This is a genomic window from Leucobacter chromiireducens (assembly GCF_051993095.1).
GTDB classification, from domain to species: Bacteria; Actinomycetota; Actinomycetes; order Actinomycetales; family Microbacteriaceae; genus Leucobacter; species Leucobacter chromiireducens.
Genome location: NZ_CP197024.1, coordinates 2,956,481 through 2,970,486 on the forward strand (window position 1 = coordinate 2,956,481; position 14,006 = coordinate 2,970,486).

A 14,006-nucleotide genomic window follows, 5' to 3' on the forward strand; every position below is an offset into this window, starting at 1 on the left:
GGGCGCCGACCCGTTCGGCGCCCCACCCCCGCGCTCTCCCATGCGACGCATCCTGCCGGCGCTCGGCCTCACGCCGTTCGTCCTGTACATCCTGCTCTTTCTCGCCGTGCCCGCCCTGCTCGCAATCGCGAGCGGCTTCTTCGGGCCGAACGGCTTCTCGTTCTCGAACCTCGCAGTGCTCACCGAACCCGCAACGCTTTCCGCGTTCGGTGCGAGCGTCTGGGTGAGCGCGCTCACCGCAGTCGTCGGCGCCATCGTCGGCGCCGTGCTCTGCTGGGCGCTCGCCGCGCTGCCCGAGAACGGGCCACTCCGCCGCGTCATCGATGCCGCAAGCTCGGTGCTCGCCCAGTTCGGCGGTGTCATGCTCGCGTTCGCGTTCATCGCGACGATCGGCATCCAGGGCCTCATCACCGTGACGCTGCGCGAGCAGTTCGGCGTCGACATCTTCGCCTCGGGCGTCTGGCTCTACGAGCTGCCCGGCCTGTTCCTGCCCTACCTCTACTTCCAGGTGCCGCTCATGGTGATCACATTCCTGCCAGCCGTGCTCGCGCTGCGCCCCGACTGGTCTGAGGCAGTCGCCTCGCTCGGTGGCGGCAGCGGCGCCTACTGGCGTCGAGTCGGGCTCCCTGTATTGGCCCCCGCGTTCCTCGGTTCGCTCCTGCTCCTCTTCGCGAACGCGTTCTCCTCGTATGCGACCGCGGCTGCTCTCATCAGCCAGGGATCGCAGATCGTGCCCCTGCAGATCCGCGCCGCTCTCATTGGCGAGACCGGGGCGAGCCAGCAGGCGTCGGCCGGGGTGCTCGCACTTGGCATGATCCTCGTGATGGCGCTCGTGATGCTCGGCTACGGCCGACTGATGGCCCGTGCTGCGCGGTGGCAGCGATGAGCGCGCGCACGCCCGGGCGGCCGAGTCCCGCCCTCGCACGCACGGTAATCGCGGTGATCGGCGCGGTCTTCCTGATCCCACTCGTTGCCATGCTCGAGTTCACGCTACGCCGCACCGCGGGCGGGTACGGCACCGAGCACTGGCTCGCGCTCTTCGACCCCGCCAAGGAACGCGTGTATCGCGTGCTCTTCGAGGGGCTCGGAAACTCGCTGCTCCTCGCCGTGCTGACGCTCGCGCTCGTGCTGCTGCTGTTCTTCCCGACCATCGTGCTCGTGCATCTGCGTTTTCCGCGCCTGCAGCGAGCGCTCGATCTGCTCACCATCCTGCCGATCGCCATCCCCGCAATCGTGCTCGTGGTCGGCTTCGCGCCGATCTATCGCGTGCTCGGCCAGGCCTTCGGCTCGGGAGTGTGGACGCTGAGTCTCGCGTACGGGGTGCTCGTGCTCCCCTTCGCGTACCGGGCGATCGTGGCCGACCTCACGAGCATGGACGCGCGAGTGCGCGCCGAAGCGGCCCGGTCGCTGGGCGCTGGGTGGGGCACCGTCCTTGTGCGCGTCATTGCTCCCGGCACGCGGCGCGGGCTGCTCGCAGCAGCGCTGCTCACCACCGCGATCGTGCTTGGCGAGTTCACGGTTTCCTCGCTGCTCAACCGCATCACGCTGCAGACGGCGCTCCTCCAGCTGTCGAAGTCCGATCCGTTCGTCGCCGTTGCCGTGTCACTGCTCTCGCTCATCGTGGTGTTCCTCGTGCTGCTCGCAGTGAGCGGCGTGGGCGGGCCACCGCGGACCCGCTCGGGCTCCCGCGCTCGGGGTGCGCGCCCCAATCCGCACGCGCCCGCGGTTGCTGGCGCCCACGGCGCACCAGGCCCCATCACTCCATCGGGATCCGCCAGCTCGGCCGCGTCCCTCAGCTCCCCCTTCGTTCCGCTATCCGCCGAGGAGTCCGCTCATGCCCGCTAAGTCCCGCACACAGATGACCGGTGAGGCCGTGCGGCTCACGGACGTGACGAAAACCTATGGCAGCACCACCGTGCTGCACGGCGTCGATCTTGCGCTTGAGCCGGGCGAGCTTGTGTGTTTGCTCGGCCCGTCCGGCTGCGGCAAGACAACTGCGCTGCGCTGCCTCGCCGGACTCGAGCAGGTCACATCGGGCAGCGTTTCGATCGGCGAGGAGGACGTCACCGAGTTGCCGGTCAACCGACGCGACATCGGCATGGTGTTTCAGCAGTACTCGCTCTTCCCGCATCTCACCGTGGCGCAGAACGTGCAGTTCGGCCTCGACATGCGCCGTCTCCCCCGCCCCGACCGCCGCACGCGGGTCGGCGAGATGCTCGAGGTCGTGGGGCTGTCCCACCTCGCAAGCCGCTTCCCGCACGAACTCTCGGGCGGCCAGCAGCAGCGTGTGGCGCTTGCGCGCGCCCTCGTCACACGGCCGCGCGCTCTGCTCCTCGATGAGCCGCTCTCCGCACTCGACGCGAAGGTGCGTGTGCGCCTGCGCGATGAGATCCGCGCCATCCAGACCGAACTCGGCATGACCACGGTATTCGTGACGCACGATCAGGAGGAGGCCCTCGCAATCTCCGACCGGGTGGCCGTGATGGAGGCGGGGCGAATCGCGCAGCTCGGCACGCCCGAGGAGCTGTACCGGCGCCCGGCGTCGGCGTTCGTTGCAGACTTCGTTGGGCTGTCGAACCGCCTCGACGGTGAGCTCGCCGGGGATCGCGTGGTGGTGCGCGGCGAGACGCTGCCGCTCGTTGCGGCGCCCGCTGAATCGACCGGGGTTGCCGGGGCGCGGGTCACCGCGTTTGTGCGGCCCGAGCACGTGCGCCTCACGCCGACGCTGAGCTCTGCGGTGAACGCTGAGGATGCGCGCACGGCAACCGTCGTATCGAGCGGATTCCTCGGCGCGATCCGGCGCACGGTGGTGCAGTTTGCGGATGGTACGACAGCCGCCTCGCAGCATGGCGCCGACGCCGAATTCCGCGCTGGGGACCCGGTGCAGGTGGCGTTTGCCCCCGAGCCGGTCACGGTCGCCCCGCGCGCCTAACCAGCCGCCCCGCCCCGCCCTGATTCCCCCCGCCGGGTGAGTAGGCGGGGAGGCGGCGGGCTAGCGGCGGGCCGCGAAGAATGCGCGCAGCAGCTCCACCGACTCGGCCTCCCGTACGCCTGCGACGACCTCGGGTACCGGGTGGGGCAGCCGGCCGTCGCGCAGCAGATCGTACTGGCTGCCGACCGCGCCCGCCTTCTCGTCCCACGCACCAAACACCACGCGCGGCAGGCGCGCCGCAAGGATCACGCCCGCGCACATCGTGCAGGGCTCCAGTGTGACCACCAGCGTGCAGCCCGACAGCACCCGGTCTCCCAGCGCGCGCGCCGCCGCCCGAATGGCGATGATCTCGGCGTGCCCCGTAGGATCCGGATCTGATTCACGCGCGTTGCGTCCCGTGCCGAGCACCGCACCATCCGGCCCCAGCACGACCGCGCCGACCGGAATTTCGCCGTCGGCAGCTGCCGCGCGGGCCTCAGCGAGCGCGAGTTCCATCGCGGAGATCTCCGCGGGTGATGGAGGGATGGTGGGCACGACATTAGAATAGGCGCATGCGAGTTTTCGTTGCGGACCATCCCCTGATCACCCACAAGCTGACGGTGCTCCGCGACGCGAAAACGCCGCAGCCCACCTTCCGCCTCCTCATCGAGGAGCTCATGACGCTCCTTGCCTACGAGGCCACGCGCGAGGTGCGCGTCGAGCCCCACGAGATCCAGACCCCAGTGTCGCCCACCACGGGTGTGCGCCTGAGCGAGCCGCTGCCGCTCATCGTGCCCATCCTGCGCGCGGGCCTCGGCATGCTCGAGGGCATGGTGAAGCTCGTCCCCACCGCTGAGGTCGGCTTCCTCGGCATGGTGCGCGACGAGGAGACGCTGCTCCCCACCACGTACGCCGAGCGCCTCCCCGAGTCGCTCGCGGGCCGCCAGTGCTTCGTGCTCGACCCGATGCTCGCGACGGGCGGTTCGCTCGCAGGCGCCATCAAGTTCCTGTTCGATCGCGGTGCGGACGACGTCACCGCGATCTGCGTGCTCGGCACCCCTGAGGGTGTTGAGGCGATCCGCGAGGCCGCTGGCGACCGCAAGGTGACGCTCGTGCTCGGCGCACTCGACGAGGGCCTTGACGAACACGCGTACATCGTTCCCGGCCTCGGCGACGCGGGCGACCGGCTCTACGGCACCGCATAGCGCGCAGCCCCACCACTCTCCTGACGCCCCGTGACGACCGGCCCCGCCGGAACGTCACGGGGCGTCATATTTCGTCACGGGTTGACACCCGGCGCAATGCTTTGCTTAACTGTCCCTTATGTATGACACCATTCGTCCCCAGTCCGCCTTCGAGGTGAACATTGGGCAGACCGGCATGATGATGGCCGGTCGGGGTGTCATGCGCTGTCGAATGTGCATGTGAACCGCTTCTGAAACGCGTCTTCACCTGCGGCCAGCTCGAGATCGAGCCCGTCGCCTCCCCTGAGCACTGAGCCACACGGCCCCAACGCTCACCCGCACTCACCGCCTCCGCATCGAAGCCGAGGCCCGCTCCGCGAACGCGGAGTGACAGCACTCAAGGACATCATCATCATGAGCACCACCCAGACTCTCCGCAGCGCCCGCCCCGACCTCACCTCGGCACTCCCCGCGCCGGCAACGCCCGACCGCAACGTGCCCGAGGGCACCGAGGTGCGCGGCTTCGCGCTCTACGTTGGGCTCGCGGATGACAAGATCGCAGACGGTGATCCCCGCCTCGGCGAGATCGTCACGCAGATCAAGCGCCTCGTCGCCCAGCTCGCCCCCACCGCGGAGACCTACGCTGCCGTGGCGCTCGCGCCCGAGCAGACCGGTGGCCGCGACGTAGACGTCGTGCGCCTCGCGCTCGGCGATCCGGCAGCGCACGCCCGCCAGAAGCAACACGAAGCAGCAGAGCAGGATCGCGCCGCAAGCGGCGTCACGCTCGATCTGTCCCGCAAGCGCGTACTGCTCGACAACGTTCCCGCAGCGCTCACGTTCCGCGAGTTCGAGCTGCTGCAGTACCTCGTGCTGCGCGAGGGCCGCACGGTCAGCCGCGAGGAGCTCATCTCGTCGCTCTGGCAGGACGCCCCTGAGGAGGACACCCCGAGTGAGCGCACGATCGACGTGCACATCCGCCGCCTGCGCGTGAAGCTGGCTCAGTACCAGGACATCGTGCGCACGGTGCGCGGCACGGGCTACCGCTTCGACCGCCACGCCGACGTGTCGATCCTGCACACTGCGGCGCCGAGCCCGGACGTGTTCTAGGCAGGATTCGCTCCGCACGGAGGCTTCCGCGCCCACTGCATGTGACGGCTCGGCACCGAGAGTTCGCCGAGGAAGCTACCGTGCGTTCGCCAGCCTGCGGTAATCTCGTACCCAGTTCGTACGCACAGAGGAGATCGACATGAGCACGCTGCCCCCCGAGGGACAGGACGGCCAGCCGAACGCGGAAACGCCTGCTGAGCAGGTAGCCGCGCCCGCGGTCCCTGAGGTCCCCGCAGCACCCGAGGTTCCCGCGGCACCGCAGTCCGAGGCGCCCGAGGTGCCCCAGGCGCCCCAGGCGCCCCAGTTCCCGCAGGCACCTGCCGCGCCGCAGTACCAGGCACCCGCAGCCCCGGCTGCGCCTCAGTACCAGGCCCCCGAGGCCCCTCAGGCTCCGGCAGCGCCGCAGTACGGCGCCCCCCAGTACCAGGCTCCGCCCGCAGCGGGCCAGTACCAGGCGCCGCCCCCCGGCGCCCCGCAGGCGCCCTACGGCTACCAGCAGCCCGTGGGCGACCCGGTGAGCAACATCACGCTGAACTACTGGCTGTCGGTGTTCTTCACCTGGATCCCCGCGCTCATCTTCTTCTTCGTTGAGAAGGACAAGGGTCACGCGGCGTCGTTCGCGTACCACCGCGAGAACCTCAACTTCTCGCTGCTGCGTGTCGGCGTCGGCATCGCAACCTGGATTCTCGGTGCGCTGCCCTTCATTGGCGGCTTCCTCGCCGTGATCCTCGGCATCGGCTCCTTCGTGCTCTTCATCTTCCACATCATCGCGGCGGCGAAGGCCCCCGAGGGGTACCGTCGCGGCGAGCAGCCCGGCTTCATCTTCAACGTGCCGTTCATCAAGTAACAACGCACGCGAGATCGCACACCACAGGGCAGGGCCCGAACCAAGGTTCGGGCCCTGCCCTGTGGTGTATCTGCGCTGTCTAGGAGACCGCGGCGCTGCCCGCCGCACGATCGCGTTCCTCGCGTCGCGCCCGGCGCTCCGCCCGCCACGCGTTCCAGCGCTCCCAGAACCGGGCCAGCACGCGGCGCAGCCAGCCAAGCATCCGGCGCGCCCAGGAATACTCGGTGCCGAGCAGGGTGAGTCCCAGGAAGACGATGAGCCAGCCAGGCCCGGGCAGCGGCACCAGGATGAGACCAATCACCACGATGGCGAGCCCCAGCACGGTGACGAGTACGCGGTACAGGACGTTCAGCCACGGGCGGCGGCGAATCCGCTCTCGCCACCGGTGCATGAAACGCCCGACCCCACGGCTGAGTCGCTGCGCGCGCGCTGCGTCTTGCGCATAGGGATCAGTCATGGGGCCGAGCCTACGGACCCGATCTGGGCATCAGCCGGGGAATGACTCCGAGATTTCTGCGTCCTCGCGGGTGTCGCGGCGACGCCGGAGTACGACGAGCAGGATCCCCAGCAAGATGAGTGCCCCGGCGATGCAGATCAGCGCGAGGATTCCGGTCGCACCCGTGATGGCGAGCTTGGGGGTCTCTGGCGGCGCGGTCTCGCCCGTGAGGTTGACGCCCACGTCGAAGCTGAGGATCGTGGAGTCCGCGCCAGCCGAGCGCGATCCCTCAACGGCCGCATCCATGGTGAAGCCGACGGTGACCGGGACGGTCTCGCCCGCGGGGATCGCGAGCTCGGCGACGCTCACGCGGTCGGCCGAGTTGAGCGCTGCGAACGTGTCGCTGCCCGTCACACCGCCGATGTTCCAGAACAGGGTGACGTCCTCGGCAAGCCGCGGGTTCGCGGCTCCGGGTGGAATCACTTCGGCGAGGTCGAGCGTCACCGCGGCAACGCCCGCGCCAGGCCCAGCGTTCACGACGTTGAGCGTGCGCTCAACGCGGTCACCCGGAGAGGCCGTGCGGTCGCCAATGAAGGTGGTCTCGGCCCGGGCGTACTCGGCGCCGGTCCAGTCGAGGTGCACGGCGGGGCCGTCCCACTGCGCGGTGACCACGCTCGCGGGGAGCACCTCGGTGCCGGCGGCCGTCGACGCGTCAGCCCGCGACAGCCCATTTCGCTCGGGATCGGGGCTCGCCGCCGCGCCACTGGTATTCGCTCGGCCGCCCAGCGTGGGGAGCGCATCCGCGAAGGCGAGGCCCACGCCCAGGCCGAGCAACAGGAGCACCGTGAGGAAGCCGGCGATGATCCGGCCGCGAGGCGACAGTCCGTCTGAGGAGTCGACCGTGAGCACCCGTGCCGGCGAGGCAACGTGTTCGAAGGTTCGCATGGATCAGGCCTCGCTTCGCTTGGATGAGGTGACGTCGTGGAGGAACGCGTCGGGCCAGTCGTCCCGGCGCTCCTGGGCAAAGGTGAGCTCGCGCTCACGGAGTTCAAGCTCACGCTCGCGAAGTTCAAGTTCGCGCTGACGCAGTTGGTACTCGCGATCTGAAGTTGGTGGATGGGGATCGCTGCTCGCAATCGCCTCGTGCCGCGCGTGCGGAGCGGCCGTCGCTTGCGCGGCAGGGCTGGCCAGCTGAGCGCCACTCGGCCCAGCCACCAGTGCGGGGGACGTCTCCGCGACGCGCGGGATGGTCACAACTGTGCTCTTCGGGCGGCGGATTCCGCTCAGCAGCCAGCCGCCCACAATGAGCGCGGCCGCGCCGGCGATGAGGATGCCCGTGTTCTCGCTCGCCCACTGGCGCACCCAGCCGAGACCCGGCACACCGTAGAGGAACTTGCCGCGCACCTGTGCGGGTGAGATCGGCTCGTCGACATCGGAGTTCGCGTCACCCTGCGTGATGAGGCGGCAGCTCGTGCCGTCCTCGAAGGTGCCGACCGTCTTGCCGATGACGCGGTGCGTGATCAGGGCGGGGTCGTTCGGCTCGGGGAAGAAGGTGACGATGTCGCCCACTCCGACCTCGGAGCAGACCTTGCCCTCGTCGACCCCCTTCACCACCACGACATCGCCGGGCGAGAAGGTGGGCTCCATCGAGCCGGAGAGCACGGTGAGCGAGTCACCCCCGAGGAGGCGCGGCACAACGAGGAGCGCGGCGAGCGCCGCAATCACCACGATGGCTGCGGCGGCGCCGATCGCGCGGCCGGCGATGCGCCAGGGAGACTCGTACCAGTCGGCACGCGCTGCCCGGCGCACGCTCCGGCCAGGCTTGGGGGCGTGCGTGCGGCTCACGGTGGAGTTCCTCTCGCTGGGGGATCTGATGGAGAAAAGTTTGGGGTGGGGGCGCCCGGTGTGTCACCAGGCGCCCCCGGTGCCGCGATGCAGCGCGGCTGCGGCGAACTTACGCGCCGAACTGGGCGCCGGTGTCGCGGACCTGCGACAGCGAGACGGTGAGCTCGCTCAGCGCGTCAACCAGCGTGACGTCGGTGCGGTCGGTCACGGTCACGTCGGTGTCCTGGTAACGGAAGTCGCCGTTCGTGTCTTCGTAGAAGGAGGCGTAGATGACCACGTTCAGGTCGACCGAGGTTGCGGGCATGCCGAACACGGCGGTCTGCGCGGTGACGCCGTCAACAGCGGTTGCGGTCGAGCCGAGAATGCCGTTCGTCGCGTCCTCGAGGCCGGCTGCCTGGCCTGCGCCGGGTGCCGAGAGGTAGAGCAGCGGCGAGTCAGCGGTCTTGGGCAGCGCGGTCTCGGTGACGAGCAGCTCGTCGCCGTAGTAGACCTCGTAGCTGTAGCTGATGCCGGTGATGGCCTCATCGTAGTTCTGCAGGCCGTCGATGCCGACGCGAGCAACCAGGTTGTCACCGTCGAGCGTTGCGGTGGTCTCGAACGATGCCGCGAGCTTGTCGCCGGGGGCGATGCGCCAGGTGTTCACATCAGCGATCTCGTGGCCGAGCTGCGAGCCGTCGGTCGCGCCGACGGTCTCGGTTGCGTCCTTACGGTCGTTCGACACGTCCCAGAACGAGGTGTCCTCGAGCTGCACGATGTTGAGGTCGCCGGCGGTGATGTTGCCGCCGGAGAACGTGTCCGAGGCTGACCACAGCGCGAAGGTCGTGCCGCCCGCGAGGAGCGCCGCGGCGCCCGCTGCGACCCACATCAGACCGCGGCGGCGCTTCTTCTGCTCCGTGACGACGATGATCTGGTCGTTGTTGGTGTTCGTCATGGTGTTTCTCCTTGGGGGTGAGCGCTGGGGGAAGGGGACCGTGGCGGCGCTCGTCGTCAGGGTCAGGTGGGGGGGTATTGGGGGTTGGGGACCTAGTCGCGGGGTGCGATGTCGGGGTTCTGGTTCGTCACGATCGGATCGAGGGTGATCACGACACCTGGCTCGCCAGAAGGATCGGGGTAGATGTCCGCCTGCCACTCACTCGTGGCGCGGGCTTGGGTGGTGTCCTCCGCGGTGGCTTCAACCGAGGCACGGTTGCGGTATACGCCAAGCTGCTCGAGCGCGGGTGGGTAGCCCACGTCAGCGTTCCAGCGCGCGACCGCGCCGTTCGAGCTGCCGTCCTCCGCGGTGCTCGTGACACGCACATCGTTGACGTACGTCCCGTCGCCCACGGAGTTCCAGTCGATTGCCACGCACCACTCCTGGGTGCTCTCCACACCCGTGAGCGCGGCGCCCGCGGCCTGCAGCTCCACGTCACTGGCATCGAACACGTGCACGTTGCGAGGGTCCTCGCCCGGTGCGGGCGCGGGCGTGGCGGGGATCGCGGAGCAGTCGCTGCCGGCACCCGCTGGGTACACCTTGAGCGTGGACAGCGCGAGCACGGTGCCCGGCTGGGCGTAGCCCGAGCTCAGATCGTGCGTGCCGCCATCGCCTGCCTGTTCCTTCACCGCAACGGTGTAGTTCAGGCCAGCGATGCCGAGCGCAGCTCCGCTCGCGGTGAAGCGCCAGATCACAGGATCGGCGTCGATGGTGGTCTGCTCGAGCACCTCGATCACCGTCTTTCCGGGAATCGTCACGGCTACGGGGGCGCCACCGTCCGAGAACACGCGCTCCGGTTTGGCGTCGGACGCTGCGCCGAAGCGGACCGCGCCGATGGCGACATCGGGAACGTCCGCGTCGGTACCGGCGCTCCAGAGCGCACTTGCGGCAAGCGCGCCACCGAGCAGCGCGACAACCAGGCCGCCGGTGATCAGGGTTCGAGTACGCGTCCTCATGAGGCTGCGCTCACATGAGCGAAGCCGTCGCGTGCGGCGGCATAGCCGTCGCCTGAGCGCACCTGGTCGAGCGTCACGCTCACGCCGTCGATCGCCCACCGGTCGAGATCGAGCATCGGCTCGAGCTCCGTCCAGCGGTAGTCGCCGAGCACGGTCACCGTCACGACGACCGTCCAGTTTGCAACCTCGCCAGCGTTGCTGCTGACCAGGCCGGGAACCTCAACCGGGGTGCCCAGCTCAGCCTCGCCCGTGGCGGGTGCCACCGGGGTACCCGAGGCGTCCTCAACGCGGTAGCTTGCCTTCACGACTCCGTTTGCAATGTCCTGCGCTGCGCCAGCTCCGGTCTCGACCGAGAGCGTCGCGTTCAGGTTCTCACCACGGAGGGTGGTGGTAATCGGCACGATCATCTCAACGACATCACCGGGCATCGAATGGAAACCGTCGGTGCCCCCCGCGAGCGTGCCGCCCGCGGGAGTGGTGACTCCGGGGGTGACCTGCTTCCAGGTGCCCGAGCCGTAGCTCACGTTCAGGTCACCCGCGGTGAGGCGAGCACCCGAGACGCTGTGCTCCGCGTTCCAGAGCGCGGTGGCCATGCTGGCTGCGGCCAGCACACCGACCGTCGCGAGGCTCGCGCTGGCGATCAGCTTGGTGCGGGCGCTGAGGCCCCGGCGTCTCGCGGCACGGGGCCGCGTGGGTTCTGTGGAAGTCATCGGGCGGCCCCAGAAGTCGTGTCGACGGGGATCAGTGAGCCGCACGCGGAGAGGCGAGTACTCTCGCCGACTGGCAGCTTCGCGACGGTGCCGATGACGCCATCCTCGCCGAGGCGGGTGTCGGTATCGGTCACGGTGACATCGCTCAGCACCGTCGCCCAGTCATCAGCCGAGATGTTTGCCACCTCGTAGATGAAGCAGACCGGCTGGCCGTCCATGAGTCGCGTGCCGGGCAGGGCCTCGGTTCCCGTCGCCATGATTTGCGCAGGCGTGCTGGTGTCGGAGACGTCCACGAAGGCACGCTTGGTGATCTTCACCGAGGGATCGGTCGAGAACAGCTTCACGAGGAGAGTGTTCACGACGAGCCCGTCGTAGTTCGTGTCGTCGGACGCCACGGTGTGCGCGACCGTGACGGGCGTGTTCGCCTGCACGTCGCCGGCGCCCGCCGTCACACGGATCTTGGTCGAGGTGGTCTCGCCCACACCGATCGTTGCGGTCGGGCTGGACAGCTCAACGGCGTTGTCCGTGGCGGCCTGATCAGGCGTTGCTGCGAAGCTGAGCTCCTTGCTCGGGGCAGGGGCACCCGCCGCAAGCGAGAAGCCATACTGCTTGCCGTCGGGCTCGCCCGTCACCAGGGTGAACGAGCCGGGCTTCACCGAAATCGGGTTCCGGAACGTGATGTCCGGGTCGGTGCTTGCCGCCGCCGCACGGTTCGTGAGACCGCCCGTGCTGCGCACACGATCTGCCGCGATGCCCGCGGTGACCTTCGCGGAGTCATCGACTCGTGCGATCACCTCGAACTCACGATCAGCGGTGCCTGCCACGGGGGTGACGCTCACGCTGCGCGGGTTCAGTCGGCCTGCGTCGATCGTCTCCGGGACCGAGGCCGCGGTGACGTCGACCACCGCAGCGGTCACCGAATCGGGGTTCAGCGGCAGCGACGACTTCACGGTGTAGTGCAGGTCGCGGGCCAGCGTCGGGTCGTTCTGCCCGGTCTTCTGGTTGATCGTCAGTTCCGGGCGGCAGCTTCCGCTGAAGCCCATCATGCGCGAGTACTGCGATGACTGGCGCGTGTCGCTGCCGATCGTCTGCATGCGGATGTAGCCGCCGGCGACGCCGGTGTCTGCGTCAACGATCGTCGCGGTGTCCGTGTTGCCCACAACCGTGGACGGGAACTCCTGCGGGCCGACCGGCAGGTCGAGCAGCAGCTTCGCGGAGGAGCCTGTCACGTTCTCGACACGACCGAGGTACACCTCGGCGGTGCGATCCTGGGTCCAGTACAGATCAAGGTCGACCTTCGCCGCGGGGAACGGGCCGTCGGTTGGCGCGACCGCGTCGAGCGTGGCCACACAGGCGGGCACGTCCTCGGGCAGCGGGGATTCCACCTGGATGGAGCCCGCGGGTGCTTCTGCGGTGAGTACCTTCGCATCTGCATTCGGGTACCACGTGGTCACCCGCCCATTCGCGTTTGACTGGTTGTCGAGCAGCGCACTCGAGCCGTCACGGGTCTCCTCGAGGATTCCGGGGCGCCCCTGCGATGCACTTCGTGCACCGAAGGTGTTGCGCTCGACGCTCACATCGCCCGCATTCTGCAGGTAGATCGAGTTCGTGGTGTACCCGTTGAAGTAGTTGTTCGCGACCGTGAGGTCTCCGGCGCTACCGCTCGTGGTGTTTCCGTTCCAGCTCACCGCATACCCGTGTCCGCTCGTGGCACGCACGAACTTGTTGCCGGAGATCACGTTCGTGCCGGCCATCGGGCCGTACGGCAGCGCGATGAAAGCGTTCGTGTAACTCAGCCCACCGGTTCCCTGCACATTGATGAACTCGTTGTTCGAGATGTTGATGTTCGACGCCTTCACGCTGTAGCCCGTCGCCGTACCCGTGGTAAACGGGAAGGAGACCTGGCTCGTGAGGTTCGAAACAAAGGAATTCGTGAATGTGAAGCCGTTCAGCACCACGTTCTGGTTGCGGGGCAGGAACTGCATGAGGCTCGTGCGGCAGCCCGAGCCGTCGCTTGTGGTACAGGAGCCACCGGTCGTGTACGACACTCGCACGTTGTCGATCACAACATTCTCGATCGGGGTCGAGTTCTGCGCGTTGAAGTAGAAGAGGCCCGTCGCGGTGCCCGCATCATAGAATCCCTGCACGCGATAGTTCTTCACCGTGATGTTCTTCGATCCCTCGCGGAAGACGATGAAGCGCTCGGGGCCGTAGTGGGCTTGAGTGACCGAGGAGCCGCCGTCGATCGTGACGCCATCGGCGTTCGGGCCCATGACGAATGAGGACTCACCGGAGAGCACCTGCGTCACGTTCTGGAAGACGATGTTCTTCCCATTGACGAGGAAGAGCGCGCCACCAAGGTCCCGTGTGGCTTCAACGGTCACTTCATTCTTGAGATCGATAGTGACTGGCGCCGTCACGAGAAAATGCGCACCGCCGTCCTGGTTCGACACGGCACCGGTCTGCATGTACTGATAGCCCGTGGCGACGGGGTCGATGTTGCCCGTGAAACCCGCAGCTGGCGTAATGAGGATCTCGCCCGGCGCGCGGTTCAGCGCGTTCGACTCTTCAAGCGCCGCACGCAGCGTGCACGTGCCGGCTGCGGTTGCGCACACCCCATCACCGGGATTCGCGTCCTTCGCGTTCGCGGTGACATCCGCGGAGTTGAGGTAAAAGGTGTAGTTCACCGCCTGCGCGCCAGCGGCGGGCATGAACGGCGCGAGCGCCAGGGCAAACGCGGCGGCGAGTGCGACGAGCACGCGGCCTCGCGGACGAGTCGTGCGGGCGGATACCGAGCTGGCGGCTCGGCTGCGGTTTCCCGCACGGAAAATTCGTTCGCGCATTGGCTGCGGGGCTCCCTTCGTGCTGCATGAGTTTTCTTGGCAACACGATCTTCAGGCCCAAACACCCGGCTTGCGCGCCCCCTAGGCGCTTTTTGCTACACCTGAGTACCTGGGGCACCTAAGCTGAGGTCGTTTAGCACGGAGTTCCCCGCGCAGAACACCGAGTTGAGCGGTGACGCCTGAGTAGGCCGGAGCGG

Annotated in this window: 14 protein-coding genes; 6 read left to right on the forward strand and 8 right to left on the reverse strand. The window is 68.2% G+C overall.

Annotation, left to right across the window (positions count from 1 at the left end; all coding sequences use genetic code 11):
- Positions 1 to 40: 40 nt before the first annotated feature.
- From ACR81A_RS13365 to ACR81A_RS13375, 3 genes are read left to right on the forward strand one after another with little or no spacing between them, the layout of a single operon-like run.
- Positions 41 to 886 carry an ABC transporter permease gene (locus tag ACR81A_RS13365; protein ID WP_202380659.1) on the forward strand — a complete coding sequence of 282 codons (846 nt, stop codon included), beginning with the start codon at positions 41 to 43 and terminating at the stop codon, positions 884 to 886.
- Entirely contained in the window at positions 883 to 1,845 is a 963-nt protein-coding gene (locus ACR81A_RS13370; protein WP_440312082.1) for an ABC transporter permease, read from the forward strand. The genes ACR81A_RS13365 and ACR81A_RS13370 overlap by 4 nt, the downstream gene beginning before the upstream one ends.
- On the forward strand, positions 1,835 to 2,932 hold the full coding sequence (locus ACR81A_RS13375) for an ABC transporter ATP-binding protein (RefSeq protein WP_440312083.1): 1,098 nt from the start codon (positions 1,835 to 1,837) through the stop codon (positions 2,930 to 2,932). The genes ACR81A_RS13370 and ACR81A_RS13375 overlap by 11 nt, the downstream gene beginning before the upstream one ends.
- A gap of 60 nt (positions 2,933 to 2,992) precedes the next feature.
- Here the strand turns inward: ACR81A_RS13375 and ACR81A_RS13380 are convergent, their stop codons facing one another.
- Positions 2,993 to 3,427 carry a nucleoside deaminase gene (locus ACR81A_RS13380; RefSeq protein ID WP_202381482.1) on the reverse strand — a complete coding sequence of 145 codons (435 nt, stop codon included), beginning with the start codon at positions 3,425 to 3,427 and terminating at the stop codon, positions 2,993 to 2,995.
- 56 nt (positions 3,428 to 3,483) lie between these two features.
- Between ACR81A_RS13380 and upp the strand changes: the two genes are divergently transcribed.
- The 3 genes from upp to ACR81A_RS13395 all read left to right on the forward strand — a co-directional run bounded on the left by upp (position 3,484) and on the right by ACR81A_RS13395 (position 6,049).
- A complete protein-coding gene (gene upp / locus ACR81A_RS13385) occupies positions 3,484 to 4,116 on the forward strand; it encodes a uracil phosphoribosyltransferase (protein WP_025133306.1) in 633 nt (210 codons plus the stop codon).
- 393 nt (positions 4,117 to 4,509) lie between these two features.
- The gene (locus tag ACR81A_RS13390; protein WP_202380656.1) at positions 4,510 to 5,202 is read left to right on the forward strand and encodes a winged helix-turn-helix domain-containing protein; all 693 of its coding nucleotides are present in this window, start codon (positions 4,510 to 4,512) and stop codon (positions 5,200 to 5,202) included.
- 139 nt (positions 5,203 to 5,341) lie between these two features.
- Entirely contained in the window at positions 5,342 to 6,049 is a 708-nt protein-coding gene (locus tag ACR81A_RS13395) for a DUF4870 domain-containing protein (RefSeq protein WP_440312084.1), read from the forward strand.
- A 79-nt stretch (positions 6,050 to 6,128) separates the two neighbouring features.
- Here the strand turns inward: ACR81A_RS13395 and ACR81A_RS13400 are convergent, their stop codons facing one another.
- The 7 genes from ACR81A_RS13400 to ACR81A_RS13430 form a co-directional block, all read right to left on the reverse strand.
- Positions 6,129 to 6,506: a TIGR02611 family protein gene (locus tag ACR81A_RS13400; RefSeq protein ID WP_237462172.1), complete on the reverse strand. Its 378-nt coding sequence runs from the start codon at positions 6,504 to 6,506 to the stop codon at positions 6,129 to 6,131.
- Between the two features lie 30 nt (positions 6,507 to 6,536).
- Positions 6,537 to 7,430 (reverse strand): hypothetical protein, encoded by an 894-nt coding sequence (locus ACR81A_RS13405; RefSeq protein ID WP_440312085.1) that lies wholly within the window; start codon positions 7,428 to 7,430, stop codon positions 6,537 to 6,539.
- A 3-nt stretch (positions 7,431 to 7,433) separates the two neighbouring features.
- Positions 7,434 to 8,330 (reverse strand): signal peptidase I, encoded by an 897-nt coding sequence (locus tag ACR81A_RS13410; RefSeq protein WP_440312086.1) that lies wholly within the window; start codon positions 8,328 to 8,330, stop codon positions 7,434 to 7,436.
- A 109-nt stretch (positions 8,331 to 8,439) separates the two neighbouring features.
- The gene (locus ACR81A_RS13415) at positions 8,440 to 9,261 is read right to left on the reverse strand and encodes an alternate-type signal peptide domain-containing protein (protein ID WP_202380652.1); all 822 of its coding nucleotides are present in this window, start codon (positions 9,259 to 9,261) and stop codon (positions 8,440 to 8,442) included.
- A 92-nt stretch (positions 9,262 to 9,353) separates the two neighbouring features.
- On the reverse strand, positions 9,354 to 10,256 hold the full coding sequence (locus ACR81A_RS13420; RefSeq protein WP_440312087.1) for a hypothetical protein: 903 nt from the start codon (positions 10,254 to 10,256) through the stop codon (positions 9,354 to 9,356).
- The gene (locus ACR81A_RS13425; RefSeq protein ID WP_202380650.1) at positions 10,253 to 10,966 is read right to left on the reverse strand and encodes a hypothetical protein; all 714 of its coding nucleotides are present in this window, start codon (positions 10,964 to 10,966) and stop codon (positions 10,253 to 10,255) included. Before ACR81A_RS13425 ends, ACR81A_RS13420 begins: the two co-directional genes overlap by 4 nt.
- Entirely contained in the window at positions 10,963 to 13,809 is a 2,847-nt protein-coding gene (locus ACR81A_RS13430; RefSeq protein WP_440312088.1) for a hypothetical protein, read from the reverse strand. The genes ACR81A_RS13425 and ACR81A_RS13430 overlap by 4 nt, the downstream gene beginning before the upstream one ends.
- Between the last annotated feature and the right edge of the window lie 197 nt (positions 13,810 to 14,006).